The following is a 24362-nucleotide window of genomic DNA, read 5'->3' on the forward strand; positions in this document are numbered from 1 at the left end:
TCGAGTTGGATACCGTCATACTTCCCCGCGACTCCTTCTTCGGTGCCGCCGAGATGGTTCCTGCCGAGCAGGCAGCGGGCCGGGTTTCCGCCGAGCAGATCACGCCGTATCCGTCGGGCGTTCCCGCCGTCGTACCGGGAGAGGAACTGAACGACGCCGTGATCGACTACCTGCGGTCGGGAGCCGATGCCGGCATGACGCTGCCGGATCCGAGCGATCCGAAGATGCACCACTTCCGAGTCGTCACCTGACCGACACGATCAGCGAGGTGTCCGCCGGGGGACGGGCCAATCCCGCAGTACGTGTTTTTCAGTTTCCAGTTGGCCACGGTGAAGTGGCTGCGTACGCGTAAAGGATGAGGTGTCTTTGGAGGGCACGCCGGGTATTCACGCCGTACGTACCGGAGGAGGAACGACGATGACCAAGGATCACGGATCGAGCGTGAAGAAGGACAAGCAATACGAGGGCCTGCGGAAGAAGGGCATGAGCAAGTCGCGGGCGGCGGCCATCTCCAACTCCCCGGATGCCTCGAGCAGGGGCGGGAAGAGTTCGGGAAGCAGTCAGAGCAGCAAGAGTTCCGGGAGCGGAAGCGGCGGCGACACGGCACAGAAGAAGGCTGCGGGTCGCAAGGTGGCAAGAAATCGAGCAAGTCGTAGCCGCTTGTGCGACGCGGCAGGACTGCGCAGTGCAACCTCAGTCGGCCCTGCGAATCGATTCCTGCACGCACCCGCGGGTACCGTTGCCCGATCGGCATGACCCGCATACGCGAGTGCGCGATCCTGTTGCGGGGCAGACGAATTGACTTGTCGGCGAGGCCGCAGAGGCCAATCGAGATCGTTCGCACGTTCGCTACCCGCCGCGCCGCTACCGAGAGCGGCTCTGGCCTGCACCGGCACTAAACTGGACCTGATTAGCCCATACTGACGGGTGTCAGGTTGTGCACGGAGGTCTCTGCAATGACGATCGCTGAAACACTAGCGCCATTGGTTCGCGCGGCTGTGGGCCCGGATGTGCGGGTCACGATCAGATGCTGGGACGGTAGCCGGTCGGGACCTGCGTCCGCGCAGTGGCAGTTGAACTTCGTCAATCGGCGGGGTCTGCGGCGGCTGCTGTGGGCGCCGAACGAACTCGGCTTCGCACGAGCCTATGTATCCGGCGACATCGACATCGAGGGAGACCTGCTCGCCGGGCTCGATGTGTTGGAGCAGATGTCGGACCCGAGCCGCGGTCCGGGTGTGCGCATCGACGCCGAGACGAAGAAGGCGCTGGCCAAAGCGGTGCTGCGGCTGGGGATTATCGGGCTGCCACCCAAGCCGCCAACGGAGGAGGCGAAACTAGCGCGGGGGCACCGGCACGAGAAGCGGCGCGACGCCACCGCGATCAGCCACCATTACGACGTCGGCAACGACTTCTACCGACTCGTGCTGGGTGAGTCGATGACCTACTCGTGCGGGTACTGGGCTCAACCCAGCGACGACCTGGCCGCGGCTCAGTACGCTAAATGCGATCTCGTGGCGCGCAAGCTCGGCCTCACCGCGGGCATGCGGGTGCTCGACGTCGGGTGCGGGTGGGGGACCTTCGCCCTGCACGCCGCACGCAACTACGGGGCTCATGTCGTGGGCGTCACTTTGTCGCACGAGCAGGCTGAGTTCGCGAGTAAACGGATGGTCGTCGAAGGCTTGAGTGAGCTGGTCGAGATCCGAGTGCAGGACTACCGCGACGTCGCCGACGGGCCGTTCGACGCGATCTCGAGTATCGGCATGGCCGAGCACGTAGGGGTCGCGATGTTGCCGACGTACGCCGCCCACCTCTGCGCGCTGCTGCGTCCGCAGGGACGGTTGCTCAACCATGCGATCTCGCGGAGACCGGGCAACCGTGCGGGATTCTCCAAGACGTCGTTCATCGATCGCTATGTTTTCCCCGACGGAGAAATTGAACCGATGGCGACGATGGTAGAAGCGCTCGAGGGGGCCGGTCTCGAGATACGCGACGTCGAGTCGCTTCGCGAACACTATGCGCTGACACTGCGCGCCTGGGTGGCGAATCTGCAAGGTAACTGGGAGGAGGCGGTCGCACTCAGCAGCGCTGGCCGGGCACGGGTATGGCGCCTGTTCATGGCCGGCTCAGCGCTAGGGTTTACGGCGAACCGGCTCGGGGTCAACCAGATTCTGGCAGTCAAGTGCGATGCACGCGGTCACAGCGGCATGCCGTCCACCCGCACCGACCTACTGCGATCCCGAGCGTTGAAACCGTGAGCAGTCGGCCTGTGACATCGCGCTGATGTGTCCCTAGTGGTCATAGCGCCATCTGCCCCCGGCAAGTACTCCCGCAGTGGCACAGTACGTTTCGATGAGCGCGCGCCCACAGCAAGACACTGCTCGTTGAGTGATGGATTTTGCATGTTATCCATCTAGTCAGCTGCGCTAACGCCTTGGAGTACCGAATGATTGGCGTTTCGAAACAGAGGGTACGCAAGCGGGCACCAACGGATCCGGCGTGCGGTGCCACCTGCCGGAGTCCGGCAACGCGGAACGGTACCAAATATGGAGGGTCTGATGGCTTCCGACAATGTGGTGCAGGTTCGGTTTGGTGTGCCAGGCAATGTGCTGGAGGTTCAGGTCGGCACGGTGGAGGTCGACGTGCCGAGGTCGGTGGGGTATTTCGGTGGCCTGGCGGTCGCCGTCGCGGTTGGCATGATCGAGCCGCCGTTGGCGCTGTTCATCGCCGCCGTACCCGTCTTCAAGTCGATGACCAACACCGCCCTGCCCAAGGCGGTGCGCGTGGTCGGCGAGGTGCTCGAAGGCGCCGCCAAACCCGTCGGGAGTGACGCCGAGGGGGTCATCGAACTCAAAGATCAGCAGCAATCCGGGACGACGGTCGTCAAGGTGGCACCGAAGGCCACCAGGCGGCGCGCACCGAAAGTGACCCCGCGCCGAGCTGCGGCTCGTGCCACTCGGTGACGTCGGCAATCCGCCCAGCACCCACAAGTCGCGTACTACTTCGCCAAGCGAGGGAAGACCCAACGCCCGCGGCCCGGCTCAGAGCCAGTGGGCAAAGTACGACCGTCGATCACCGCTTCGGTGCTCAACGAACACGTCACTAACATCAATCGCTTTGGCGGCCAACACATCCTGCTATCGGTTGGTGACGATCGCGGGAAGCGAGATCTGGTCAATCAATTGATCCAGACCGTCAGCCGCCGTCTCTGCAATAGGTCGAGGGCTATGCGCCGCCCGCCGGCCGATGCAGATGTTCTGTGGCTTTGACGTCTAGTCGCAGCGCCCGGGCGAGCGCATCGAGCACCTGTGCGGACGGGTGCCGGTCGCGGCCTTGCTCGAGTCGCAGGTAGTAGTCGACGCTAATCTCAGCGAGCAGCGCCCGTCGTCAACATTGCCCGATCTCAAGGCTGTCCCTCGTAACACCAGGATCAACAGGGCCTGCCCGCCGCGGTCCAAGCAGGAATTCCGATCGGTGGCGATTCGCTTCCCGTGGACGAGAGATCAACTCGATCAAGTAAGGAGGACGCGATGCCCACGATTCATTTCCACCGGTCGACAGTATCTACCCCGGAGCAGTTCATCGCCGGGCTCACCGACTTCGGACCGGGCCGTTCGGAGCTGCTTCCGACGGCCGTACTCGGAACGATCGGCAAGGGCGTATTACGGAAGGCGTTCGTTCACAGCGTCAAACCCATCGAGACACGCAGCGACGCCGAAATTCGGCGATAACCGCTGTCAAAACTAAACCAGCCCAGCCAATATCACGGATCCGTTAGGCAGGATCACACAACTGCCTAACCTTCGACGGAGAGGAATTGATATGCGCGCCATCCAGATTGAACAGTTCGGCAACCCCGCACAGGTGATCCGCGTCGTCGACATCGAGGAGCCGCCGCCACCGGGCCCGCATGAGGTTCTGGTGAGCGTTGAGCTCTCGCCCTTGAATAAACACGACCTACTGGTTGTCACCGGCATGCTGACGCGACCACCCCTGCCCCACATACCCGGCGCAGAGGGGGTCGCCCGCGTGCTTGCCACTGGCGCCGAGGTCGATGGACTTCAAGTCGGCGATCTGGTGGTGCTACCCCTGTATGCCGGTGCGTGGCGTGAGCGGCTCGTCGTGCCCGCCGACGGCCTATTCGCACTACCCGCCGCCGGCAACATCGAGCAGTACTCGATGCTGGGCAGCAACCCGCCGACGGCAGGATTGATGCTCAGTGAATACGCCTCCCTACAACCCGGTGACTGGGTGGTTCAGAACGCCGCGAACTCCGGTGTGGGGCGGTCGTTGATCGCGCTAGCCAAACTTCGTGGCCTGAAGACGATCAACCTGGCCCGTGACGACGCAACGTTCGCCGAGCTCACAGCAGCCGGGGCCGACGTGGTCCATGTCGATGCCCCCGACGCGGTCGGCGATGTTCGAGCAGTGATCGGCGACGCGCGAGTGGCGCTGGCAGTGGACGCCGTCGGTGGTCCAGGTGTGACGCGGCTGCTCGAATTGCTGTCCGACGGTGGACGGTTGGTCAGCTATTCCTGGGCCAGGGACGAACCCATGTGGGTCGACACCGCGACACTAGTCGGCAAGCACCTCACCGTCCGCGGCTTCTTTGTCGGCGACTTCGACTACCGCGACAAGGTGGTGCCTGTCATTCGTGAGGCGGCACCGCTAGTAGCCGACGGCGCCCTCGTCGTCCCCGTGGCGGGCGTGTACCCCCTCGACCACATCCAGGACGCGGTGCAACATCTCCTCCGTGGCGGCAAGATCCTGCTGAACGTGGCGGGGCGATAAGCGCGACCACAGCGGGCGGCTGAACATTCGCCACTTTCGTGAGACAAACGTGAGCCGCCCCGGTGAGTTCTGATTTGAGGACTCAGCCGACGGCTGGCCTCCGGCGTTGAGCGTGGTGGGGCACCTCCAGAGCGGCCGGTGGGATGGCACCGCGGTACTAGTAGAGGCGGCGGTGGTTGAACCAGTGGACCCGCGGGGATTGCTACCCGCCCAAGAGCCCACCTCCGAGCGATGAGTGGAGGTCGCGCGCGGAGGTGGGCGGTTTGGGTGGGGCTCAGAGCAAGCCGAGCAGCTCCAGATCGGTGGCGTACTTGACGATCACCGGTGCGGAGATGTGCGGGATGTCCTTGTCGGGCCCAATCTTGGCTTCCTGCACGGCCGCCCGGAAGTGATCGGCCGGCGCGAGGGACCCGTTGATCGGGTTGTCGGGCTTCTGGTAGTTGTGCAGCAGCGGGATGAGTGACGCGTTGCGCTGCTTCTCCGGCAGTGCCCGCAGCGTGGTCTCGAACCGCTCCAGCCGCGCCGCGTACCCGGACCCAAAACCCTTCCGCTGGACCAAAACCGCCGACGAGATCCTCGACTCCCTCGCCAAATATATGGCAAGAATTTCAGGCTCGGGACACTCCTCATATCAGTGTCCTGAGTCGTTAATTCGGGTGCAGTAGCTGCCGATGCTGGCGAGTATTTGGTCGGCGGTCTTGGTCCAGACGTAGGGTCGCGGGTTGTCGTTCCAGGTGTCGATCCCGGGCCGTCCATCATCACAGTTTGCGGTCACCAAGCGTTGTGCCAAAAATCGGGCGGTTAGCGTTACGGCAATGTTGCCGAGGTTTCCAGACACGTAACAAACTGGTCTGGTGCCAACCGTGCGCCGTGGCCTTTCCGTGACGGGTGCTCCCAGCCAGGATTCAGGGTATGACGACAAGCGATGTCGCGGCCGAATCCGCGCACGACGACGACAAGCTTCCCGATAAGCCGCACTTGCAGGTTCAGCGATACAAGCAGTTGCAGAGAGGCCACAGGGGACTTGACCGAAGTGATTTCCCCCTTGCCGGCTGCGGCCGCATCATGGTAAGCACCATGTCGAACCTTGTTTGACAAAGTCGAATCCTCAGAACCGATGGACCGCCGGAGCCGGCTACTCGTGCCTCAAGAGGTGAGGACCAGCATCACGCGAGGGTGGGAGTTTCGACATGCCGATCAGACCATGCGGGAGTTGCCAATATGAACCAGCCAGGCTTTTTGCCACCGTCACTTCAAAACTCGAGAGGCACCGTCCTCGGGACCCGACCCCAGGGACGGGGGCTCGCTCGCCGCTTCGCCGACGGCGGACTCCCAGTCGTGAGCGTGGCCGCGCCCTGGGACAGTGATGACGAGCTGCTGTGCTCGCTGGGCGACGCCCTGGCGGGCAAGGTCCCCATCGACTGTGTCAACCCTCCCGGTTTCGACACGCGGGGGGCGTTCGTGCTCGAGGTCGAGAAGGGGTCGGCGGCCGCCCAACAGGCGGCCGCGCTACTGCGCGACTCGACAGTGGTCGCCGCCTTCCACAACGCCTCGGCGGTCAAGCTCGAGGACCCCGGGGTCGATACCGAATCTCTTGTGCTCGGCGAGGGTGACGACCGCGAGGCCTGCGACCCGGTGCAGAACCTCACCGGTGTCATCCCCGGGGCGCGCAGGTTCTACAGCGGCAAGCTCCGCAATGCGCACCAAGTCGAGGTGCTGACCACCGACCTGATCAGCTTCAACCGGCGCTTTAAGACCCACGCCGGCATCCGCATCCCGGACATCTTGCAGACCAGGCGACGCGACCGCAGCGTCCCGACTACCAGGCGCCCCGAGTACCAGGAGTGACATGTCCAGCCACTTGAACGAGCGTCCGGACTCCGACGTCCTGGACAGCCCCGACGCCTCCGGCGCGTCCGCACACCACCCGCCCGAGCCGGCGACCATGCCGATGCCCGAGAGTGCCGGTGACCAGTCTAAGGGCCGCCTGGGCACGGTCTTCTACGCCTCGGTCGGCGTCTGCGCGCTCTTCGTGGCGTGGGCGGTCGTCTTCACCGAGAACCTCAACACCGTCACCACGAGGTCGCTGAACTGGCTGACCGCCAGCTTCGGCTGGGGCTACCTGGTGATCACCCTCGGCATCTTGATCTCCCTGGTCTTCCTCGCCTTCAGCCCCTTGGGAGACACCCGTCTGGGCAAGGACACCGACCGGCCGGAATTCGGCACCATCTCATGGTTGGCGATGATCCTGAGCGCCGTGATGGGCATCGGACTGGTGTCCTACGGTGTCGCCGAGCCGATCTCGCATCTGGCGCAGCCGCCGCACGGCGTGGCCCAACCGAACACGCCGCAGGCCGCGGTGCGCGCCCTGCAGTACTCTTACTTCGACTGGGGCCTGCACGCGTGGGCGATCTTCGCGGTCTTCGGCCTGGCCATCGCGTACTCGACCTATCGCAAGGGCCGGCGCACGCTGGTCAGCCAGCTGTTCGTGCCGCTGCTCGGCGACCGGGTGAACGGGCCGATCGGCAAGATCATCGACGTGCTGGCTGTGTTCGCCACGCTGTTCGGTACCACGACGTCGCTGGGGCTCGGTGCGCTGCAGGTCAACAACGGGCTGGCGTCGCTGTTCGGTGTTCCGGTCACCAACGTCACGCAGGTGCTGATCATCGCCGCCGTGACCGCGATCTTCACCTTGTCCGCGGTGACCGGGGTGAGCAAGGGCATCAAGTTCCTCAGCCAGGGCAGCGCAGCGCTGGCCGCCGCGCTGTTCGTGTTCATGCTCGTGGTCGGCCCGACGGTCTTCATCGCCAACCTCTACATCGAGTCGCTCGGCACCTGGGCCACGGACTTTTTCCGGATGAGCCTGCAGGGCACCGCATTCGGTGGCCTGGAGTGGATGCAGTGGTGGACCTACTTCATGCTGGCCTGGTGGGTGTCCTGGGGTGCCTTCGTCGGGGTGTTCCTGGCCCGCATCTCCAAGGGCCGGACCATCCGTGGCTTCATCGTCGGCGTGCTCGTCGTGCCCAGCGTCGTGTTCTTCAGCTGGTTCACGGTCTTCGGCGGCACCGCCATCCACGTCGACATGTTCGAAGGCGGCGACATCGCCAAGCGCACCGCCGCCGACATCAACAGCGCGTTCTTCGCCACGCTGGATCACTTCCCGCTGGCCACGGTGACGTCTGCGGTCGCGATCATCCTGGTGGTGATGTTCTTCGTGTCGGGCGCCGACGCCAACACCTATGTGCTCGGCATGATGAGCTGCGACGGCACCCTCAATCCGCGGCGGGCCGTGCTCATCCTGTGGGGTGTGCTCACCGGCGTCACCGCCGTGGTGCTGATGTTCGCAGGCGGACTGAACGCCCTGCAGAACACCGTGATCGTGACCTCGGCGCCCTTCTTAGTCATCATCGCCGGGCTCACAATCGCCTTCTGGCGCGAGCTGGTGCTCGACCGACGGGCCACGGGGACCAACGAGGCCGCCCGGCTCGCCGCGGTCGAGCCCACGTCGGCGAGCACCGCCAAGGCGGCCGCGACGAACCACGAGGAGACCAGATGAAGTCAGTCTTGGTGGCGTGCGGCCCCCCGGAGCCTTACGACGTCGAAGCCAACATTAAGCAGTACCTGGAGAACATGCGCCAAGCAGCCCGAGAAGGCATCAAGCCGTTGGTATTCCCCGAGTAATGACCAAGTCCCAACCGCCAATGCACGACGGCCACACGGCCTGCAAGACAGTGGTCGTCAACGGAATCGATCATACGATTGCCGCATCAGATGCCCGCACCCTGCTCGACTACCTAAGGGACGAACTCCACCTCACCGGGGCCAAGCACGGATGCGACCGCGGCGAATGCGGCGCGTGCGCGGTACTCGTCGATGGCCGAGCAAAACCATCGTGTCTGACCCTGACCGCCAACATCCAAGGCGAGGTCACGACCATCGAAGGGCTGGCTGAGGACATCACGGACATACGTGCCGCCTTTGCCGACCTCGGCGCGTTCCAATGCGGCTACTGCACGCCAGGACAACTGGTTGCGGCCGAGGCCTGCCTGCGAGCAGGCAAGGCGGACAGCGACACCTCGATCAGATTCGAGATGCAGGGGAACGTCTGCCGCTGCACCGGCTACTCGCAAATCATGGCGGCGATCACGCGAGTCGCGAACGAACGCCACAGGAGGGAGCATCAGTGAACTGGGTCGGCACCCGCGCGCGCCCAGTGGATTGGGAATCCAAGACACTCGGAGTCGAGCGATACGCCGGAGACGTCCAGTTGGACGGTCTCCTCCACGGAGCCATCGTCCGATCCCCCTACCCATACGCGACGATTCGCGGGATCGACGCGAAACCCGCGTTGGCCGTCCCAGGCGTCGTCGCTATCGTGACTGCGGACGACATCCCCGGACAGAAGAGCTACATCCACAGCGGCGGCGACCTACGAGACCGCCCCCACCTGGCCAGAGGCGTCGTGCGGTACGTCGGCGAAGAGGTCGCCGCAGTCGCCGGAGAGACCCCCGACCTCGCACGTCAAGGCGCACAAGCCCTCTCCGTGCGATACCGGAGGAAGCGCGCTCCCCTCACGGTCGCCGACGCACTCGACCTCCGCTCCCGGCCGCTGCACACACGACCCACGGGAGAGCACAACGTCGCATTCAAGAGCTCCACGGTTCTGGGCGACTACGAGTCGACTCGTGCCGCCAGCGCCGCAAACGTACGCGAGCACTACGTCTACCCGCGGGTGGGCCACGCACCGATGGAGACTAACGCGACCACCGCAGCCTGGGACGAGAACGGGCGGCTACACCTGTGGACGTCGTCCCAGTCGCCCTGGTTCGTCGCAGAAGAGGTCGCGAACGCATTAGCCATTCCCCAGGACTGGGTGATCTGCCACGACGTGTCGACTGGCGGAGGATTCGGTTCAAAGTCTCACGTCAGTGAGCACGAGGTCATTGCGGCATTATTGGCGCATAAGGCCGGCCGGCCCGTGCGGCTGCAACTGACTCGCGAGGAAGAGTTCGGGGCCACCAAACCTCGCCATGCGTTCTACATGGACGTGGAGATCCACGCCGACAGCGCGAATCGCATCAACCTCATCGACGCGAACGTGGATGCCGACAACGGCGCCTACAACCACTACGGCCCCTCAGTGCTCATGCGGGGCCTGGGCAAGTTTGCGGCGATGTACCGCACCGACTGCGTCCGGTGGGAAGGCAGGCTCGTCGACACAGCCCTGCCACCGGGCGGCCAATTCCGTGGCTACGGCGGCACCCAGACGACATTCGCGCTGGAGAGCGCCGTCGATGAACTCGCATACAAGCTCGGCATCGATCCGCTCGAGTTCCGCATCGCCAACGCGAACCAGCCTGAAACGACGGCTCGCTCCGGAATCCGGGTTGGCAGCGCCCGCCTCAAGGAGTGCCTCGAGCGTGTCCGTGACGAGATCGACTGGACCTCGAAACGCAAACAGCACACCCCGTTTCGCGGAGTCGGCGTAGCCGCGGCCATCCACGGCAGTGGAACCCACGCCTACGACCGGGGTAACGAGAGCGAGATGAAGGTCGTCCTTCACTCCGACGGGACCGCCACCGCCACATTCGGGGGAGCCGACGCCGGAACGGGACAACGCACGATCATCACCCAGGCCTTGGCTCACGAACTCGGCCTTGATCTGGCCGACGTTCGTGTGATCATGAACAGCACCGAGACCTTCGACTACGGTGCATGGGGCTCCCGCGGTACCCACATGAGCCTGCATGCCGCCCGTCAGGCCGGCAGCGAGGTGGCGGACGCGGTCCGCGCCGAGGCCGCCGTCAAGCTCGCGACCACACCGGACGTCGTCGAGTTGCGCGATGGGCGCGCCTGGGCGGGCGAGGACTTCGTCGACATCGGCGATCTCGTGCCGCTCCTCGGGATTGCCGACGAATACGAGCACACCTCCACCTACACCGACCCCCGCATGGAGCGAATCGGTGAAGGAGCCAACTACTCGGCCAGCTACTGCTTCGCGGCACACGCAGTCGAAGTCGAGGTCGACCCTTCCACGGGCCACATCGAGATCTTGAGTTATGTTGCGGCGCATGACGTGGGACGGGCAATAAACCCAACCATGGTCGAGGGACAGATCTGCGGCGGTGCCATACAAGGGCTGGGCGCAGCGCTCGGCGAGGAGGTGCTCTACGAGGGAGGGCGCCCGGTCAACCCGACGTTCCTCAACTACCCCCTGTTCCGCAGCGTCGAAGCACCCGCGGTGCGAGCGATCATCGTCGACGGTGAGGACGGTGCCGGTCCCTACGGCGCGAAAAGCGTCGGTGAGATCCCGATCCTTCCTCCCGGTCCCGCAGTCGCGAACGCGGTGTTCGACGCCATCGGGATCAGGTTCCGAGAGCTCCCGATCACCCCGGACAAAATCATCGAGGCTTTGCAACGCAACGGCTCGATCCGACCCAAGATTTGGCGCCGCCCGTCCCGCTGGCAGGTCGACGCATTCCGCCGGCTCTACCCGCTGGGACTCAAGCGCGCCCTGATGATCACCTCGCAGTTCTCCCGCAAGCGATCCGTGCCCACCAGCACCGAATTCAGGACCGCCGAGACGTTGGAGCAGGCACGCAGTCTGGCGAGCGACGAGACAGCCTTCCTGGCCGGCGGAACAGATCTGCTGCCCCGACGACAGCAAGCCCTCAACGATGCACCGGTGTTGGTGTCGCTCTCGCAGGTACGGGAACTGCGGAACTGCAGGACGAACCCTGACGACGGTTGGACCGAGCTCGGGGCAGCCCTGACACTTAGCGAACTGGCTGAGGGCGGACAGGACATCCCGCACGTGCTCAGCCAGACGGCACGAGACATCGCGACACCGCTAGTCCGGGAACTCGCGACTCTCGGTGGCAATCTGCTGCAAGAGAAGCGGTGCTGGTTCTATCGCAACGGGTTCCAGTGCTACAAGCGTGGCGGCACCTTGAGCCCCTGTTATGCGATCACCGGAGACCACCGATTCCAACACGCCGCCATCGGAGCACACCGTTGCCAGGCGGTGACACCGTCGGACCTGGCCACCACCCTTCTGGCGTTGGACGCCCAGGTCGAATACGTGCCACAGCGAGGTGAACCGGTTCGCGTCTCCGTCGACGACTTCTTCGTCGGGCCCGGGGAGAACACACTGCCGACCGGCGCGGTCATGATCCAGGTGCGGCTGCCACCAGCCGCGTCCGGGCGAAGCGGGTCGTTCAAGAAGCTCGCGCTGTGGCAAGGGGACTTCGCCATCTGCTCGGTGGCCATCACCGCCGATCTCGAGGGAGGCCGCGTCAGAGACCCCCGCGTCGTACTCGGAGGCATGGCACCGACGCCAGTGCGCCTTGGGCTTGTCGAGGACGCCATCGAGGGAGTGACTGCTGAACGGCTGTCCGACGTCGCTGACCGCGCTCTGGTCGCCCAGCTGGAAGCGATCGCTCACCCGTTGCCCCGGAATCGATGGAAGCTCGAAGCCAGCCGGGGAGCGCTACGGCAGGCACTTTGCGAGATCGCAGATCAACTGGCGGACCGCCAGCGTTAGCTCCTTACTGCAATCGATTCCGCGTCGACCGGCTTGACCCCGGCACCTCGGCGCGGCTGCCTGTCGCGGAGTATCAACAAATCGATAATGTGCTGCGCCGCAGTCGAATCTGTTCTCCTCGCCCCCGACGAACCGACGACACCGCGGCGGCCAAAGCCACATGTCGAAGTGCCGCTGCGGCGTCTGGTCATTGACAACGCCTCACGGTTGCGTCACCTTCGGGTGAGGATAATGTCGTACACAATTCGCCTATGTCGAACCAGCGTGGCGTGGAAGGGTAATCATGACCACTCGGAAAATCGCGACCGGATCGAGGCGCGAACGACGGCAGAGCGGTAACGCGCTGCGCGGCGCGACTCTGGCGTACTTCGTCGACATGTACCACCGACCCGCAGGGCGCTGGTCGTGCCGGAGGCTGCTCTGAGGGCCAGTCCGTCGAGCACGCGACAGCCCGCCCTGCGATTGGAGACCTTGACAGGCCCGAGCAGAGTTCGGCAGAGTAGAATGATGTTCGATATAGTAATACCGTCGTCGGGCCGGCGTTCCGGGCGAGATGACGACGGAGCACATTCACTTGAGCCCGCCTGGAGGGGCTCGACACTTCAATACGAAAGCGGCACAAGGGGGGTCGCACCCGCGGCCCTCGCCAACACCTGTGAGGGGTAGCAGTGAAGATCCACCCGGTCTCGAATTATCTTGCGTTCATCTCTCCGGTCGTGGAGTCAGGAGGTTTCGTCTTTACGGCGGCCATTCCGCGTGAGCCAGAGACCCTCCGGATCCCGGAGACGTTTCGGGAACAGGTGGAACTCACCTTCGCCAATCTGAGCTCGGCGCTCGGGGCCGCAGGAACGTCGGTGGAGAAGCTCGTCAAAGTGAACGTCTATCTCGGGGATATCCAGAACTGGGCAGAGTTCAACACTCTTTACGAGAAGTTCGTCTCGCAAGCGCAGCCGCCGATGCGGGTGGCAATGCAGGTGGCGCTGAACAACGCCTACATGGTCGAGATCGACGTCATCGCCGAGGCCGGCGGCGCCTGATGTCTCGCACATCGGACCCGATCGCACTCGAAGTCTTCAGGCATCGGCTGCAGGGCGTGGCAACGGACATGGGCGAAGTCATGCGCCGGGCTGCGCTGTCGCCGATGATCAAGGAACGCGACGACCGATCGTGCGCCATCTTCAACCGTGATCTCAAGCTCGTCGCACAGGCTGAGCACCTACCGATTCACCTCGCACTGCTCGTCAATATCGTGCCCGCAGCACTGCGGCACCTGGGCTCACCGCTGCTTCCCGGTGAGGTGTGTCTGCACAACGACCCCTACGTCGGCGGCTCCCATCTACCCGACGTCACGGCGATCTCCGCCATCTACGACACCGCGGGCGACGAGCTTCTGGGCTACTGCGCCGTCATCGCCCATCACGGCGACATCGGAGGAGCCAGTCCCGGTGGCGTCGGACATCTCACCGACGACCTGCTGCAGGAAGGCATCATCATTCCCCCGCTGAAGCTCTACCGCGACGGAGAGCTCAACGCAGAAGTCATGGCGCTGCTGAAGGCCAACGTCCGGCTCGGCACCGAGTTCGAAGCCGATCTCTTCGCTCAAGTGGCGGCGCTGCGGGCAGGGGAGCGTGCAATCCGCGTGCTGAGCACCGAACTGGGGAACGCCGAGTTCCACGAGATGTGTCAGGACATCCTCGACTACTCTGCCGAGCTGACCCGGTTGGCGCTGCACGAATTGCCCTCGGGCGTCGTGGAGTTCGAGGACGTCATGGATGACGACGGCAAAGGCCATGGACCGTTGCCGATTCATGTCAAGCTCACGGTGGAAGACGGGACCGTCCGGGCGGATTTCGCGGGGACGCACCCGCAGTTGCCCGCGCCCGTCAACGCGTCGCAAGCCGTGACGCTGTCCGCGCTGTTCTTCGTCGTCCGCTGCCTCATCGACGAATCGATTCCCACGACCTCGAGCTGCTTTGACCAGATCTCATTGTCTGCGCCGCCGGGTTCGATTGTCAGTGCAGCCTATCCCGCTCCCGTAGCGGGTGGATCGCTGGAGACAGCGCAACGTATCGTCGACACGCTGTTCGGCGCCTTCGCGCAACTTCTGCCCGAACGGATCCCGGCTGCAGGCATGGGCTCGCACAACACCATCGCCATCGGCGGAATCCGCCGAGACGGATCCCGTTACGTCGTCAGTGAGAACCTCTCCGGTGGCTCAGGTGCCAGGCCCACCGACGACGGGATCTCGGTGCGCCGAACCAACCTCATGAATACCCCCAACCGGCCCGTAGAGGTCATCGAGCGGGAGAGTCCGATCATCGTCCGCTCCGTCGCGGTCAGGCCCGGGTCGGGCGGCCAGGGACGGTACCGAGGTGGCCTGGGTATGCGTAAGGAGTACGAATTCCGGGAGCCCGGAACCCTTGCGATCCTCTCGGATCGAGCGGTGAATCGGCCCTGGGGCCTGATGGGCGGCGGCGAGGCCGCCGGTTCAGCTCATCAGATCGTCCGCAGTGACGGTTCGCGACAAAGCCTACCGAGCAAGTGCGTCGTCGACGTCAGCGTAGGAGACCGCCTTGTGGCCGAGACGGCCGGTGGTGGCGGATATGGCGATCCCACTGAGAGAACACCCGGCGCCCTCGCGTTCGACATCGAACAGGGCTACACCACCAACTAGCGCACGCGCGCGCACGAAAGCGAGGCTCACGATGGCCGTCATCGGCATCGACGTCGGCGGCACCTTCACCGACGGCTTCTTCCATTCTCCCGTGAGCGGTGAGCAGGTGTCCGCCAAGAGCCCAACCACGAGACCGGATCCGACCGAGGGGATCGTTGCGGTCATCGACCGCCTCCTCGCACAGCTGACGGACACAGGGAGACAGGACATCTCGGAGATCACGGTGGGATCGACACTGGCGCTCAACGCGGTGATCGAGGGGCGGGGCAGTCGCACCGCCCTGGTCACGACCGAGGGCTTCCGTGACGTTCTGGAGATCGGTAGGGAAAGCCGCGCGAAGCTGTACGACCTCGACCAGCCCAGCCCGAAGCTGTTGGTGCCGCGCTCTCGCCGGTTCGAGATCACCGAACGAATCCTCAGTGACGGATCGGTGGAGACGGCACCCGATCTGGAGACGCAGGGCCCGACGCTGGTGGCCCAGCTGCGCGAGTGTCGAGCCGAGGCAGTTGCAATCTGCCTCATCAATTCCTTCATCGAGCCGAGTCACGAGCGGCTGCTCAAACAGTACCTCTGTGACCAACTGCCCGAACTCTACGTGTCGGCCTCCTGCGATGTCGTGCAGCAGTATCGAGAGTACGAGCGCACCCTGGTCACCTGCATCAACGCCTACGTCGGACCGACGATGCTGCACTATCTCGAGCAGTTGGAGCGCACACTAGCCAGCATCCTGCCCTCGGCCGCCGTACGCATCACCGACTCGACCGGTGGGGCCGTTACCGCGCGTGCGGCCGGGCGTCGTCCGGTGCTAACTGTGATGTCGGGTCCGGCCGCCGGAGTCGCGGGAGCCGCGGCCCTGAGCCGGGAGCAACCCGATGCCGATCGGCTGCTGGCGATGGACATGGGCGGCACCAGCTGCGACGTAACCGTCATCCGGGGCGGCGTCCCGGAGACAACATCGGTCGTGGCGGTGGCCGATTTTCGCTTCATCTTGTCGGCTGTCGACGTCAATTCGATTGGGGCCGGCGGGGGTACCGTCGCGTGGGTCGATCGCGCGGGGCTGTTGCGGGTTGGTCCCCGCAGCACGGGCTCGAGCCCAGGGCCGGCGTGCTACGGCAATGGTGGTCAGGAGCCGACCATCACCGATGCTCACGTCGTCTTGGGCCACCTCGTTGCCGACGAGCCTCTTGGTGGCACCATCGCCATCGATGTCACAGCAGCGACCGAAGCGATCGAGAAGAACCTTGCGACTCCGCTCGGCATCACCGTCTTGGCAGCGGCCAGGGGCGTGCTGCAGATTGCTGACGCCGCCATGCAGCAGGCGCTGGAGTCGATCACGGTTCGTCGCGGTCTGGACCCGCGTGACTTCGACTTGATCGGCTTCGGAGGCGCAGGCCCACTCCATGCCGCGAGCATCGGTCGGAGTCTCGGGGTTCGCCGAACGATCATTCCGCGCTTCGCAGGAGCGCTGTGCGCCATGGGTGCGGTGTGGTCGCCAGAGCGCTACGAATCATCCCTTTCGTTGCTCACCCTCACCGCGCGAATCGACGGCGTCGCGCTGTCCGGTCTGGTCGCACAGCTGTGCAGCAAGGCGTTGAGTCCTGTGAACGGAGCGGATCACAGCGCTTTCGACACGAAGGTCAGGGCGGATATGCGCTTCGTTGGACAGGGCTCGACGTTGCCAATCACGTTGCACGGCTTCGACGACGAGGACTTCACCGAGCGCGCGCACGGCGACTTCCTGAAGGAGTACCAGGACGTCTACGGGTACGTGCTCGAGGACCACCCTTCGGAGATCGAGAATCTGCGCGTCGTCATGACCAAACGAACGAACCAGATCGGTCTGCAAGTGGCGACGGTCGGTCACCAGGTGGCCACATCGGAGCCCTGGCAGGCATCGTTTGACAAGCCCGAACTCGAATCGTGTGAGTTGTGGCGGTTGACCGGCAATCGCAGGCTACCCGAGACGGTTGTCGGCCCAGCGGTCATTCTGGGCGAGGGGTCCACCGCGGTGATCTACCCGGAACAGAAAGTGTTGCAGGACGCCCAAGGAAATCTGATCATCTCCTACTGAGCCTTGACCAAGACGTCGAGGCCGTAGCGGCACTTCCCAAGGGCGGGAACCAGATTAGGTTCCCTGCATCTTGCACTGCGGTGCCGAACCGGCCAGAAAGAAAGGACGCACATGGACGTCGGAATTCGTGTTCCAACCTACTCTGACCTGACTGACACGGAGGTCAGTGGGCTTCGTTCGTACATCGAAGACATCGAAAGCCTCGGCTTCGATTCGCTCTGGACGCTGGAGCACCTCCTGGTGGCGCCTCCCATCTACAGCGCGTCGTGGCTCGACCCACTCGAGGTGCTTGCCTACGCTGCCGCGGTCACCACCAGAGTGAAGCTCGGGACCGGGATCGTCATCCTTCCTCATCGCGACCCGGTGATGCTCGCGAAGCAGGTGTCATCGCTGTCGGTGATGTCGCACGGCCGGATCATCCTCGGCGTCGCACCGGGCTGGTACGAGCCGGAGTTCGAGGCGCTCGGCGTCCCTAAGCGCGAGCGCGGTCGTCGAACCGACGAACACCTCGACGTGATGAAGACGCTGTGGTCCGAGCCGAACGCGAGCTTCGACGGGCAATTCACGCGATTCTCAAACGTATCTCTGCAGCCGACGATGCCGGCACCGCCGATCTGGGTTGCCGGGGGGGCGGCAACGACGGCGGATGCGGGCGCGCGCACCATGCCGAACGCAGTGCTGCAGCGGATCATCAAGTCGGACGGATGGCTGTCCGGATCCAGTGGCCGGTCGCTGGAAGGCGTACGAAGCGATTGGGCGACGATTCGGGAGGCAGCCGAGCGGGCAGGACGAGACCCATCGGAGATAACGTTCGGCCACACGCAGTTCGTGCACGTCGTCCCTACCGGAAAGCGGGATTCGATCGTTGAGGAGCAGCTGCGCGCCTTTGGGCGCATGATGTGGTCGGGTAGAGACCCCGACGAACTACAGGCGGCGTACCTGTTCGGCACTGTGGATGAAATCAGAGATCGTCTTGCCGTGATCCGCGAAGCAGGCGTCGAGTGTCTGGTACTCACGCCGGTGAGCACCGAGCAAGACCAGCTGCGCCTGATTGCGGACGAGTTGCTCCCTGCGCTCAGGTAGATATGCGCGGGCAGTATGACCTCACGTTGTCAACCCGTGATGGGAAGGTCTGCTCCAGACGGCCAAGTTCCACTAACCATCAGAAGTCCGATCGGGGGACCCGATAGAACATTCCCGCCAGAGTCCGCTCCCGCCCGCTAACTAACGCTTGTTCGGCGCATGCTGCGAGAGCTCAGTGAAAGCCATTAGCCGCAAGATCGGTGTTCGGCTTGCCCGAGCCTTCCTGCTGACAGTGAGCCGCTGAATCAGTGCGCCATTCGCGCTAGATGCCCCGGCCCCGCTTGTACCTGAAGCAGCAAGCGTCCTAACTCATTTGCGATGTGCAGCAACGGCTCGATTAAGGGCTGCGGGTCGAATCGGCTCGAAGGAGATGAAATGCTGACGGCGGCCACTGGCGCGCCTGTAACTCCAAACACTGGTGCTGCGATGGATGAAATGCCGGCTGCCCACTCGTCTCGCTGGATCTCATATCCCGCGTCGCGGATGTCACGCAATCTGCGGACCACGCGGCGCAACTCTGCCGCACTGATCTCAGATGCCGCCAGCAGTGCGTCTCGATCCTCCTTAGGCAGGAAGGCCAACAAGGCTCTTCCGCTGGCAGAGCTGTGCACCGGCATTCGACGTCCCACTCGGATCGACGCCCGAAGCACCTGGTCGCTCTCGAATCGCTGCACCATGAGCACTTCATTGCGATGCAGTACACCCAACGTCACTGCCTCACGCGTCCGCTCGGCTAATGCTTCCAGGGGAGGCGAGAGAACCGCACCAAGACCTAACTGCTGCAGCGCCGCAGTGCCGACCTCGAAGATGCCCAGGCCGAGCCGGTATGTACCTTCAGTCGTCTGTTCCACGAAACCAGCGTCCGCTAGTGTCGCGAGCAGCAGGTGGACAGAGCTCTTAGTCATATTTAGGCGGAAGCTCAGGTCGTTGAGTCGAAGGGGACCGCCGGCCTCGGTCAATACTTTCAATAGTCGAGTGGCGTTGCCGACCGACTGGATGCGTTTCTCACTGCCCACCGGAGGAGTATAGGAGCGCGGTGCGGTCCGTTACTGGTAGCTCGTATGAAGAACTCGACGGTATGACGTTCTCGTAGAGATGCTCCTCCGCCGTGCTCAAGGGCACTAGTGAGGCTCCCCCCAACGGTGGACATCGAGATAGCGGGATGAATGGTCCCGCTGGAAGGATGTCACCATGTCCCGAACCCGCCGGTCTTTCGCGACCGAGTACAAGGTTGAGGCCGCTCATCGGGTGATCGATTCCGGGCGCACGATCGGCGAAGTCGCCCGCGAGCTTGGTGTGAATGAGGGCCTGCTCGGACGGTGGGTCGCCGACGAGCGACGCCGCGTCGAGGCCGCGGCAGCCCGTAACGACGAGCCGTTAACCCCGGCGGAGCGCACCGAGTTGGCGCGTCTGCGCAAGCAGGTCGCCGAGCGGGAGAAGGACATCGCGTTCCTGACAAAAGCCTCCGCGTACTTTGCCGCCGGCCAACCGAAGTAGATCGGTTCGAGCTGATGGCCGCAGAGTGCGCGACCACCGCGATCGCCCGAATGGCACGACTGCTGGAGGTGTCACCTCCGGCTACTACGAGCGTGCGAACCGTTCGGCAACAACAGAATTAAGCGATCGAGGGCAACGGAAGGCCGACCTGACCGTGAACATCATCGACCATCATCGCGACTCGGGTGGGGTGTACGGCTCGCCCCGGATCACCGCTGACCTTCGCGCTGCCGGTGAGAGTGTGTCGGACAAGACGGTCGCCAAGATCATGTCCGAGATCTGGCTCGCAGGGATCAGCCCGCGCACGTTCAAAGTGCGCACCACCATCGTCGATCCACCGCATCGTTCCCGGCTGATCTGGTCGAGCGCCAATTCGATCAGGGCCGGCCCGACGCCGTGTGGAGTTCCGACATCACCTACATGACGTGCGGCGAAGGCGACATGTACCTTTGCGCGGTCCGCAGCCTCCAAGAGAGGGATTCAGCGGAGCTGCCGAGCGGTATTGCTGCGCAAGCAATACGCTCATCGCGAGGCGTCCAAACTCACGCGCGTGGCGTGCATGGCGGCGCAACGACGTCTTCGATCCAACGCCGCATCACTACGGCGGCCAATCCCGTCAAACGGTGTTCGGATAGCGCCAATTCATGAAGGAACTCTTCCTCGGCCGCTGGGCCCGCAGCGATCGCCAAAGACGCACGGTACTCCTCGAGAGTCAGCCAGTCCTTCGCGAGCGCCGAAGTGGCCTCAATGTGAAACTGCACGCCGTAGCAGCGACCGTACCGGAAGAGCTGATTCGGGTATGCGGGCGAGGATGCCAGCAGCGCGGCTCCCTCGGGCAGGGTATATGTGTCCGAATGCCACTGGAGAACTTCAAGTTTGGACGCGCTCGGCGACGCCGACCACACGGGGTCGACTTGACCAGCTTCGGTCAGCTCGACATGTTGAATACCGACTTCAGGAGCCGCACCGGTGTAAACGGTGGCGCCGAGCGCAGCAGCAAGAATCTGGGCGCCCAGGCACACTCCCCAGACGGGGACGCTGGCGTGCACCGCGGCACGGATGTAGTCGATTTCTTCATCGAGCCAAAGGATCCGGTGGCGGTCACCCACACCCATGGGGCCGCCCATGGACACCACAGCGGAGTAATCGGTGCCAGTGGGAAATGGGTCTATGCCTGCCCGCACCGTCTGTACGGAGCCCAACGATGCCAATGCAGGTAGATACGCCCCGGGGGGCTCGACATCGGCGTGTTGAAAGACCAGTACCGGCTTGGTCATCGCTTCTCCTTGAGGTGCGGTCAGGGGCTGAACAGTGGATCCGCCGTTCGGCTCAGCCAGTAGCCATCTCAATTATCTCGAGGGTTCGCGGATTCCCGGTCCGGCGCATTACTGATATGTAACGCTCGCCGTGTTGAAGGGTTCGAGAAGTAATAAGGGTTTATGTCCGTTTCGCTCGCCAATACAGATCGGTCTGGTTCAACGATCGCGCCTATGCACGACATCGTGTGACGCCGCCCGACTCTTGACGACATTGGTTCGTCAGAGAGCAGCGGCCGGCAGTGCAGTACCGTTTTCAGACTGAGTTCCCCCGTCGATGACCTCGCGCTCCGTTCAATCAGTTGACAGGTAGCGGCTGGCCAGGCCCACGTGAGACAGTCGCCCACCCCAGGACTGGCGTGACACCTCGACCGATGCCGCAAGAGGCGCGTCAACTCCGTCCTGCGTCACCGCGGATGCCATCGAGGTGCTGAACGGCACGTATCCCGTCCATAGGCCCGGAACAGGTGCGCCGGTCGGCGCGCCGGCACGAATCTTCACACTGGCGTTGTCTAGAGGCAGTCGAAGAACATAGGTCGCGGCCAGCTCGCGTTTGGTCGGTGGCCGAACTTCGTTCCAGCGCCCCGGCATTAGATGATCGGAGATCTTCTTGACACATTCCAAGCGTTCATCATCTGGTACGGGGTCGGCAGAACCGAAGACCATCGCACACCGGTAGTTCACGGTGGAGTCGAATAGCGACTCCGCGTACACCAGACCGTCGAAGATCGATACAGTCGCGGTAAGGGGTAGCGACTCGCCGGACGACCGGCTGAGACCCGCACCGGTCGAACCATGCATGAGCATCGCGTCACCGTCTCGGGCGTACGCCATGGGGATGACCATCGGCTTTCCGGCGTTGCCAGAGAATCCAACGTGGGCAATGAGGCCGCAGTCGAGGACGTCGTACAAGTCGGCCACCCGGCCTCTCTGCAACTGCTTGTATCGCTGAACCTGCAAGTGCGGCTTATCGGGAAGCTTGTCGTCGTCGTGCGCGGATTCGGCCGCGACATCGCTTGTCGTCATACCCTGAATCCTGGCTGGGAGCACCCGTCACGGAAAGGCCACGGCGCACGGTTGGCACTAGACCAGTTTGTTACATGTCTGGAAACCTCGGCAACATTGCGGTAACGCTAAGCGCCCGATTTTTGGCACAACGCTTGGTGACCGCAAACTGTGATGATGGACGGCCTCGACATTCCGATATCACTTGACGCAGCAAGCCTGGTTCCGATTCGGCGTCAGCTGGTAACCCAGCTTCGTGACGCGATTGGCCGACGTCTGCTTCCTGTTGGCTTCCCCATGCCCTCCACACGCAGTCTGGCCAAGTCACTGGGAACATCGCGGACAACGGTGACATCGGTGTATCTCGAACTTGAAGGCGAAGGATGGATCGAGACGGTGCAAGGCGCAGGCACGTTCGTATCTCAACGACCGAGCACTTATTCGTCCGACTCATCCAGTCGAAGCGGTCATCAGAATGCGTCACTTCGTGACGTGGATCCGCCGGCAGTACTCGACATGCGTCCGGGAGTCCCCGATCCGGAGATCGTGCGGTCGACTCTATGGCGCAGCGCTTGGAGAAACGTCAGGCCCAGCAATGAGCCTCTTCCGCCCGAAGGATCCCCCGCGCTGCGTGCGGCGCTAGCCTCCTATCTCGGAAACGCGCGCGGGCTGGCGTGCTCTGCAGAGCAGATCCTCCTGTGTGCGGGCACGTCGGAGGCGATCCTCATGGCTGGGCTGGCGCTGAACTGGCGGGGTCGTACCGTCGCAGTCGAAGATCCTGGGTATGCGCCCGTCCGTCGAACCCTCGAAGTCGCGGACATCAAGTGGACGCCGTTTGACAGCTCCTGTCCGACCATGTTGCCCGACCTACTGGCGCAACTAGGTTCGCGTGTGGCAGCGGTGTATCTGACTCCTAGTCATCAGTACCCTTTGGGGCACCGCATCGATCTCGAGACTCGACGCCGCATCCTCGACTGGGCCGCGGATACCGGCATTGCGATCGTTGAAGACGACTACGACAGCGAATTTCGATTCGGCGTGGCCCCCCTTCCGAGCATGGCTGGGATGGACGATACGGCCGACACCGTGTACGTCGGCACCATGTCCAAGACGATGGATCCCGGCCTACGTCTCGCCTATGTTCGCGTCCCGCCACAACTGGTGGATCGCATGACACGTGTGCGACAAGCGCTAGGTTGCACCGTGGCCACCCCTGTTCAGCACGTAGCCGAGAACCTTCTCACCAGTGGTGCGTTGACACGTCACATCGCCAGAGCACGCAAGGTATACGCGGATCGACGAGAAGTCTTGCTTCGTGAACTCTCACAGATCGACGCTGTGGCAGCGATCGAGGGCATCGATGCGGGCTTACACGTCGTCGTGCGGCTCGATCCAAACATCAGTGCGGGCGGGCTCGTCGAAAAGGTGGGCCGTCTGGGTCTGCGCATCGCTGATCTCGACGAGTTCCGCACGATTCCAGACCTCGCTCGTCCCGCGTTGGTCATCGGATACGGATGCGTCAATGCCGCTGAGATCCGCACCGCAATCTCAGTGCTTCGGAAAAGCGTCTGATGCCGGCCATCCACTTTCCGCGGATATGAGCCGTGCCTTGGGCTACGTCACACAGCGGTCAGCGCACGCGATGACGATGTATCGGTCGGTAGCCGCAGGCCAATAAGCCACCCTGCCCGCCGCGTGCGCACGATGTCGGTCTGCAGCCGCAGTGTCGCTTCGGATCCTCACGACCCGATAGGAACGACGGGACCTGCTGCCGACTCCATTGTGAAGTCGGCTTTTTCGAGGTCCTGGATGCCGCGCCGGCGGCGGAGTCGGTTGATTTCGCCAGCAACAACGGCGCCATCGAGGCGATCTGATCGGACTCCTCGGCCTTGCCGACACCGACCCCGTAGCCGCGATGCACAGCTCCCCGGCAGATCTCCGACATCAGGGCCGACTTCCCGATGCCGGCCCCACCCGACACGACCAGTAGGGCGCCCTGACCCGAGGCCACCGTCCGATCCAGCACCGCGACCGCGCTTCAACTCAGCAGTCCGTCCGCGCAACGCCGGCAGGTTCATGTGACCTCGAGACACCGAGAACGGTCCTAAAGCCCGACGCCCGTAGATCCCGACGGTTGTCCGCGGTCCATTGTCGCCCGAGAATGGGTGTTCGGAACGACGCCAGTCCTCCCGTGACGGTCGCCGACCATGGGGCCGGCGGTAAGGATTGCGAGTTCAGCTGCGGACAGCGGGGCGTGCGTACCGTCACGAAACGGGCTCTGCTGACTGCAGTGACCGCGCTCGCTGAAATTCCCCACTGCCGCTCATCGAAATTCCCCACCCGTGTGGCTCCGCCGAGAAGGGCGGGCCTCCCTCGATGCTGCTG

At 63.8% G+C, this 24362-nt stretch carries 23 protein-coding genes and 2 pseudogenes; 19 read left to right on the forward strand and 6 right to left on the reverse strand.

Translation table 11 applies throughout. The features are described from left to right. Positions 1-53 precede the first annotated feature (53 nt). From HNP02_RS44205 to HNP02_RS36715, 4 genes are all read left to right on the forward strand, one after another. Positions 54-251 (forward strand): hypothetical protein, encoded by a 198-nt coding sequence (locus tag HNP02_RS44205; protein ID WP_375373754.1) that lies wholly within the window; start codon positions 54-56, stop codon positions 249-251. A gap of 166 nt (positions 252-417) precedes the next feature. Continuing rightward, positions 418-756 (forward strand): hypothetical protein, encoded by a 339-nt coding sequence (locus HNP02_RS36705; RefSeq protein ID WP_184445603.1) that lies wholly within the window; start codon positions 418-420, stop codon positions 754-756. 200 nt (positions 757-956) lie between these two features. Then, on the forward strand, positions 957-2255 hold the full coding sequence (locus tag HNP02_RS36710; RefSeq protein WP_184445569.1) for a cyclopropane-fatty-acyl-phospholipid synthase family protein: 1299 nt from the start codon (positions 957-959) through the stop codon (positions 2253-2255). 300 nt (positions 2256-2555) lie between these two features. After that, positions 2556-2960, forward strand: a complete 405-nt coding sequence (locus HNP02_RS36715) for a hypothetical protein (RefSeq protein ID WP_184445570.1) — start codon at positions 2556-2558, stop codon at positions 2958-2960. A 262-nt stretch (positions 2961-3222) separates the two neighbouring features. Here HNP02_RS36715 and HNP02_RS43285 read toward each other — a convergent pair whose 3' ends face one another. Further along, positions 3223-3375 (reverse strand): helix-turn-helix transcriptional regulator, encoded by a 153-nt coding sequence (locus HNP02_RS43285; protein ID WP_309241825.1) that lies wholly within the window; start codon positions 3373-3375, stop codon positions 3223-3225. Positions 3376-3527: 152 nt separating this feature from the next. On the opposite strand from HNP02_RS43285, the gene HNP02_RS36725 reads away from it, so the two are divergent. Continuing rightward, positions 3528-3728, forward strand: coding sequence for a hypothetical protein (locus HNP02_RS36725; protein WP_184445571.1), 201 nt, complete (start codon positions 3528-3530; stop codon positions 3726-3728). Positions 3729-3819: 91 nt separating this feature from the next. After that, positions 3820-4788: a zinc-dependent alcohol dehydrogenase family protein gene (locus HNP02_RS36730; RefSeq protein WP_184445572.1), complete on the forward strand. Its 969-nt coding sequence runs from the start codon at positions 3820-3822 to the stop codon at positions 4786-4788. A 274-nt stretch (positions 4789-5062) separates the two neighbouring features. Here the strand turns inward: HNP02_RS36730 and HNP02_RS36735 are convergent. Together HNP02_RS36735 and HNP02_RS36740 are read right to left on the reverse strand one after the other, a co-directional pair. Further along, a pseudogene (locus tag HNP02_RS36735) lies at positions 5063-5317 on the reverse strand (hypothetical protein); the annotation flags it as partial. A gap of 102 nt (positions 5318-5419) precedes the next feature. Continuing rightward, positions 5420-5545: pseudogene (locus HNP02_RS36740) on the reverse strand (IS630 family transposase); the annotation flags it as partial. A 581-nt stretch (positions 5546-6126) separates the two neighbouring features. Between HNP02_RS36740 and HNP02_RS36745 the strand changes: the two are divergent. The 10 genes from HNP02_RS36745 to HNP02_RS36785 all read left to right on the forward strand — a co-directional run bounded on the left by HNP02_RS36745 (position 6127) and on the right by HNP02_RS36785 (position 18159). Continuing rightward, positions 6127-6636: a hypothetical protein gene (locus tag HNP02_RS36745; RefSeq protein ID WP_221318424.1), complete on the forward strand. Its 510-nt coding sequence runs from the start codon at positions 6127-6129 to the stop codon at positions 6634-6636. A 1-nt stretch (position 6637) separates the two neighbouring features. After that, complete coding sequence (locus tag HNP02_RS36750) at positions 6638-8344, forward strand: BCCT family transporter (protein ID WP_221318425.1); 1707 nt, start codon at positions 6638-6640, stop codon at positions 8342-8344. Beyond that, on the forward strand, positions 8341-8469 hold the full coding sequence (locus HNP02_RS43290; RefSeq protein ID WP_255507394.1) for a hypothetical protein: 129 nt from the start codon (positions 8341-8343) through the stop codon (positions 8467-8469). Before HNP02_RS36750 ends, HNP02_RS43290 begins: the two co-directional genes overlap by 4 nt. A gap of 20 nt (positions 8470-8489) precedes the next feature. After that, entirely contained in the window at positions 8490-8975 is a 486-nt protein-coding gene (locus tag HNP02_RS36755; RefSeq protein ID WP_184445573.1) for a (2Fe-2S)-binding protein, read from the forward strand. After that, positions 8972-12331 carry a molybdopterin cofactor-binding domain-containing protein gene (locus tag HNP02_RS36760; RefSeq protein ID WP_184445574.1) on the forward strand — a complete coding sequence of 1120 codons (3360 nt, stop codon included), beginning with the start codon at positions 8972-8974 and terminating at the stop codon, positions 12329-12331. Before HNP02_RS36755 ends, HNP02_RS36760 begins: the two co-directional genes overlap by 4 nt. A 283-nt stretch (positions 12332-12614) precedes the next feature. Further along, complete coding sequence (locus HNP02_RS36765; RefSeq protein ID WP_184445575.1) at positions 12615-12755, forward strand: hypothetical protein; 141 nt, start codon at positions 12615-12617, stop codon at positions 12753-12755. Between the two features lie 244 nt (positions 12756-12999). Continuing rightward, positions 13000-13368, forward strand: coding sequence for a RidA family protein (locus tag HNP02_RS36770; RefSeq protein ID WP_184445576.1), 369 nt, complete (start codon positions 13000-13002; stop codon positions 13366-13368). Beyond that, a complete protein-coding gene (locus tag HNP02_RS36775; protein ID WP_184445577.1) occupies positions 13368-15005 on the forward strand; it encodes a hydantoinase B/oxoprolinase family protein in 1638 nt (545 codons plus the stop codon). The genes HNP02_RS36770 and HNP02_RS36775 overlap by 1 nt, the downstream gene beginning before the upstream one ends. A gap of 31 nt (positions 15006-15036) precedes the next feature. Continuing rightward, the gene (locus tag HNP02_RS36780) at positions 15037-17076 is read left to right on the forward strand and encodes a hydantoinase/oxoprolinase family protein (RefSeq protein WP_184445578.1); all 2040 of its coding nucleotides are present in this window, start codon (positions 15037-15039) and stop codon (positions 17074-17076) included. A gap of 111 nt (positions 17077-17187) precedes the next feature. Next, positions 17188-18159, forward strand: coding sequence for an LLM class flavin-dependent oxidoreductase (locus HNP02_RS36785; RefSeq protein WP_184445579.1), 972 nt, complete (start codon positions 17188-17190; stop codon positions 18157-18159). Between the two features lie 245 nt (positions 18160-18404). Here the strand turns inward: HNP02_RS36785 and HNP02_RS43900 are convergent, their stop codons facing one another. Beyond that, positions 18405-19175, reverse strand: coding sequence for an IclR family transcriptional regulator (locus HNP02_RS43900; RefSeq protein WP_184445580.1), 771 nt, complete (start codon positions 19173-19175; stop codon positions 18405-18407). 175 nt (positions 19176-19350) lie between these two features. Between HNP02_RS43900 and HNP02_RS36795 the strand changes: the two genes are divergently transcribed. Next, a complete protein-coding gene (locus HNP02_RS36795) occupies positions 19351-19656 on the forward strand; it encodes a transposase (protein WP_184445581.1) in 306 nt (101 codons plus the stop codon). Between the two features lie 25 nt (positions 19657-19681). Next, positions 19682-20080 carry an IS3 family transposase gene (locus HNP02_RS36800; RefSeq protein WP_221318426.1) on the forward strand — a complete coding sequence of 133 codons (399 nt, stop codon included), beginning with the start codon at positions 19682-19684 and terminating at the stop codon, positions 20078-20080. A 118-nt stretch (positions 20081-20198) separates the two neighbouring features. On the opposite strand, the gene HNP02_RS36805 is transcribed toward HNP02_RS36800, so the two are convergent. Together HNP02_RS36805 and HNP02_RS36810 are read right to left on the reverse strand one after the other, a co-directional pair. Continuing rightward, the gene (locus tag HNP02_RS36805) at positions 20199-20933 is read right to left on the reverse strand and encodes a type 1 glutamine amidotransferase (RefSeq protein ID WP_184445583.1); all 735 of its coding nucleotides are present in this window, start codon (positions 20931-20933) and stop codon (positions 20199-20201) included. Between the two features lie 333 nt (positions 20934-21266). After that, positions 21267-21998 (reverse strand): pyridoxamine 5'-phosphate oxidase family protein, encoded by a 732-nt coding sequence (locus HNP02_RS36810; protein WP_184445584.1) that lies wholly within the window; start codon positions 21996-21998, stop codon positions 21267-21269. 156 nt (positions 21999-22154) lie between these two features. Here HNP02_RS36810 and HNP02_RS36815 point away from each other — a divergent pair, with 156 nt between their 5' ends. Continuing rightward, a complete protein-coding gene (locus tag HNP02_RS36815; RefSeq protein ID WP_221318427.1) occupies positions 22155-23549 on the forward strand; it encodes a PLP-dependent aminotransferase family protein in 1395 nt (464 codons plus the stop codon). The last annotated feature ends 813 nt before the right edge of the window (positions 23550-24362 follow it).

It is taken from the genome of Mycobacterium sp. AZCC_0083, from assembly GCF_014202335.1.
Lineage (GTDB): Bacteria > Actinomycetota > Actinomycetes > Mycobacteriales > Mycobacteriaceae > Mycobacterium.

What these genes read in the sequence shown, in the direction of transcription:
- HNP02_RS44205 (WP_375373754.1), top strand. Translation starts at nt 54, where the DNA reads ATGGTTCCTGCCGAGCAGGCAGCGGGCCGGGTTTCCGCCGAGCAGATC.
- HNP02_RS36705 (WP_184445603.1), top strand. Translation starts at nt 418, where the DNA reads ATGACCAAGGATCACGGATCGAGCGTGAAGAAGGACAAGCAATACGAG.
- HNP02_RS36710 (WP_184445569.1), top strand. Translation starts at nt 957, where the DNA reads ATGACGATCGCTGAAACACTAGCGCCATTGGTTCGCGCGGCTGTGGGC.
- HNP02_RS36715 (WP_184445570.1), top strand. Translation starts at nt 2,556, where the DNA reads ATGGCTTCCGACAATGTGGTGCAGGTTCGGTTTGGTGTGCCAGGCAAT.
- HNP02_RS36725 (WP_184445571.1), top strand. Translation starts at nt 3,528, where the DNA reads ATGCCCACGATTCATTTCCACCGGTCGACAGTATCTACCCCGGAGCAG.
- HNP02_RS36730 (WP_184445572.1), top strand. Translation starts at nt 3,820, where the DNA reads ATGCGCGCCATCCAGATTGAACAGTTCGGCAACCCCGCACAGGTGATC.
- HNP02_RS36750 (WP_221318425.1), top strand. Translation starts at nt 6,638, where the DNA reads ATGTCCAGCCACTTGAACGAGCGTCCGGACTCCGACGTCCTGGACAGC.
- HNP02_RS43290 (WP_255507394.1), top strand. Translation starts at nt 8,341, where the DNA reads ATGAAGTCAGTCTTGGTGGCGTGCGGCCCCCCGGAGCCTTACGACGTC.
- HNP02_RS36755 (WP_184445573.1), top strand. Translation starts at nt 8,490, where the DNA reads ATGCACGACGGCCACACGGCCTGCAAGACAGTGGTCGTCAACGGAATC.
- HNP02_RS36765 (WP_184445575.1), top strand. Translation starts at nt 12,615, where the DNA reads ATGACCACTCGGAAAATCGCGACCGGATCGAGGCGCGAACGACGGCAG.
- HNP02_RS36775 (WP_184445577.1), top strand. Translation starts at nt 13,368, where the DNA reads ATGTCTCGCACATCGGACCCGATCGCACTCGAAGTCTTCAGGCATCGG.
- HNP02_RS36780 (WP_184445578.1), top strand. Translation starts at nt 15,037, where the DNA reads ATGGCCGTCATCGGCATCGACGTCGGCGGCACCTTCACCGACGGCTTC.
- HNP02_RS36785 (WP_184445579.1), top strand. Translation starts at nt 17,188, where the DNA reads ATGGACGTCGGAATTCGTGTTCCAACCTACTCTGACCTGACTGACACG.
- HNP02_RS36795 (WP_184445581.1), top strand. Translation starts at nt 19,351, where the DNA reads ATGTCCCGAACCCGCCGGTCTTTCGCGACCGAGTACAAGGTTGAGGCC.
- HNP02_RS36805 (WP_184445583.1), bottom strand. Translation starts at nt 20,933, where the DNA reads ATGACCAAGCCGGTACTGGTCTTTCAACACGCCGATGTCGAGCCCCCC.
- HNP02_RS36810 (WP_184445584.1), bottom strand. Translation starts at nt 21,998, where the DNA reads ATGACGACAAGCGATGTCGCGGCCGAATCCGCGCACGACGACGACAAG.
- HNP02_RS36815 (WP_221318427.1), top strand. Translation starts at nt 22,155, where the DNA reads ATGGACGGCCTCGACATTCCGATATCACTTGACGCAGCAAGCCTGGTT.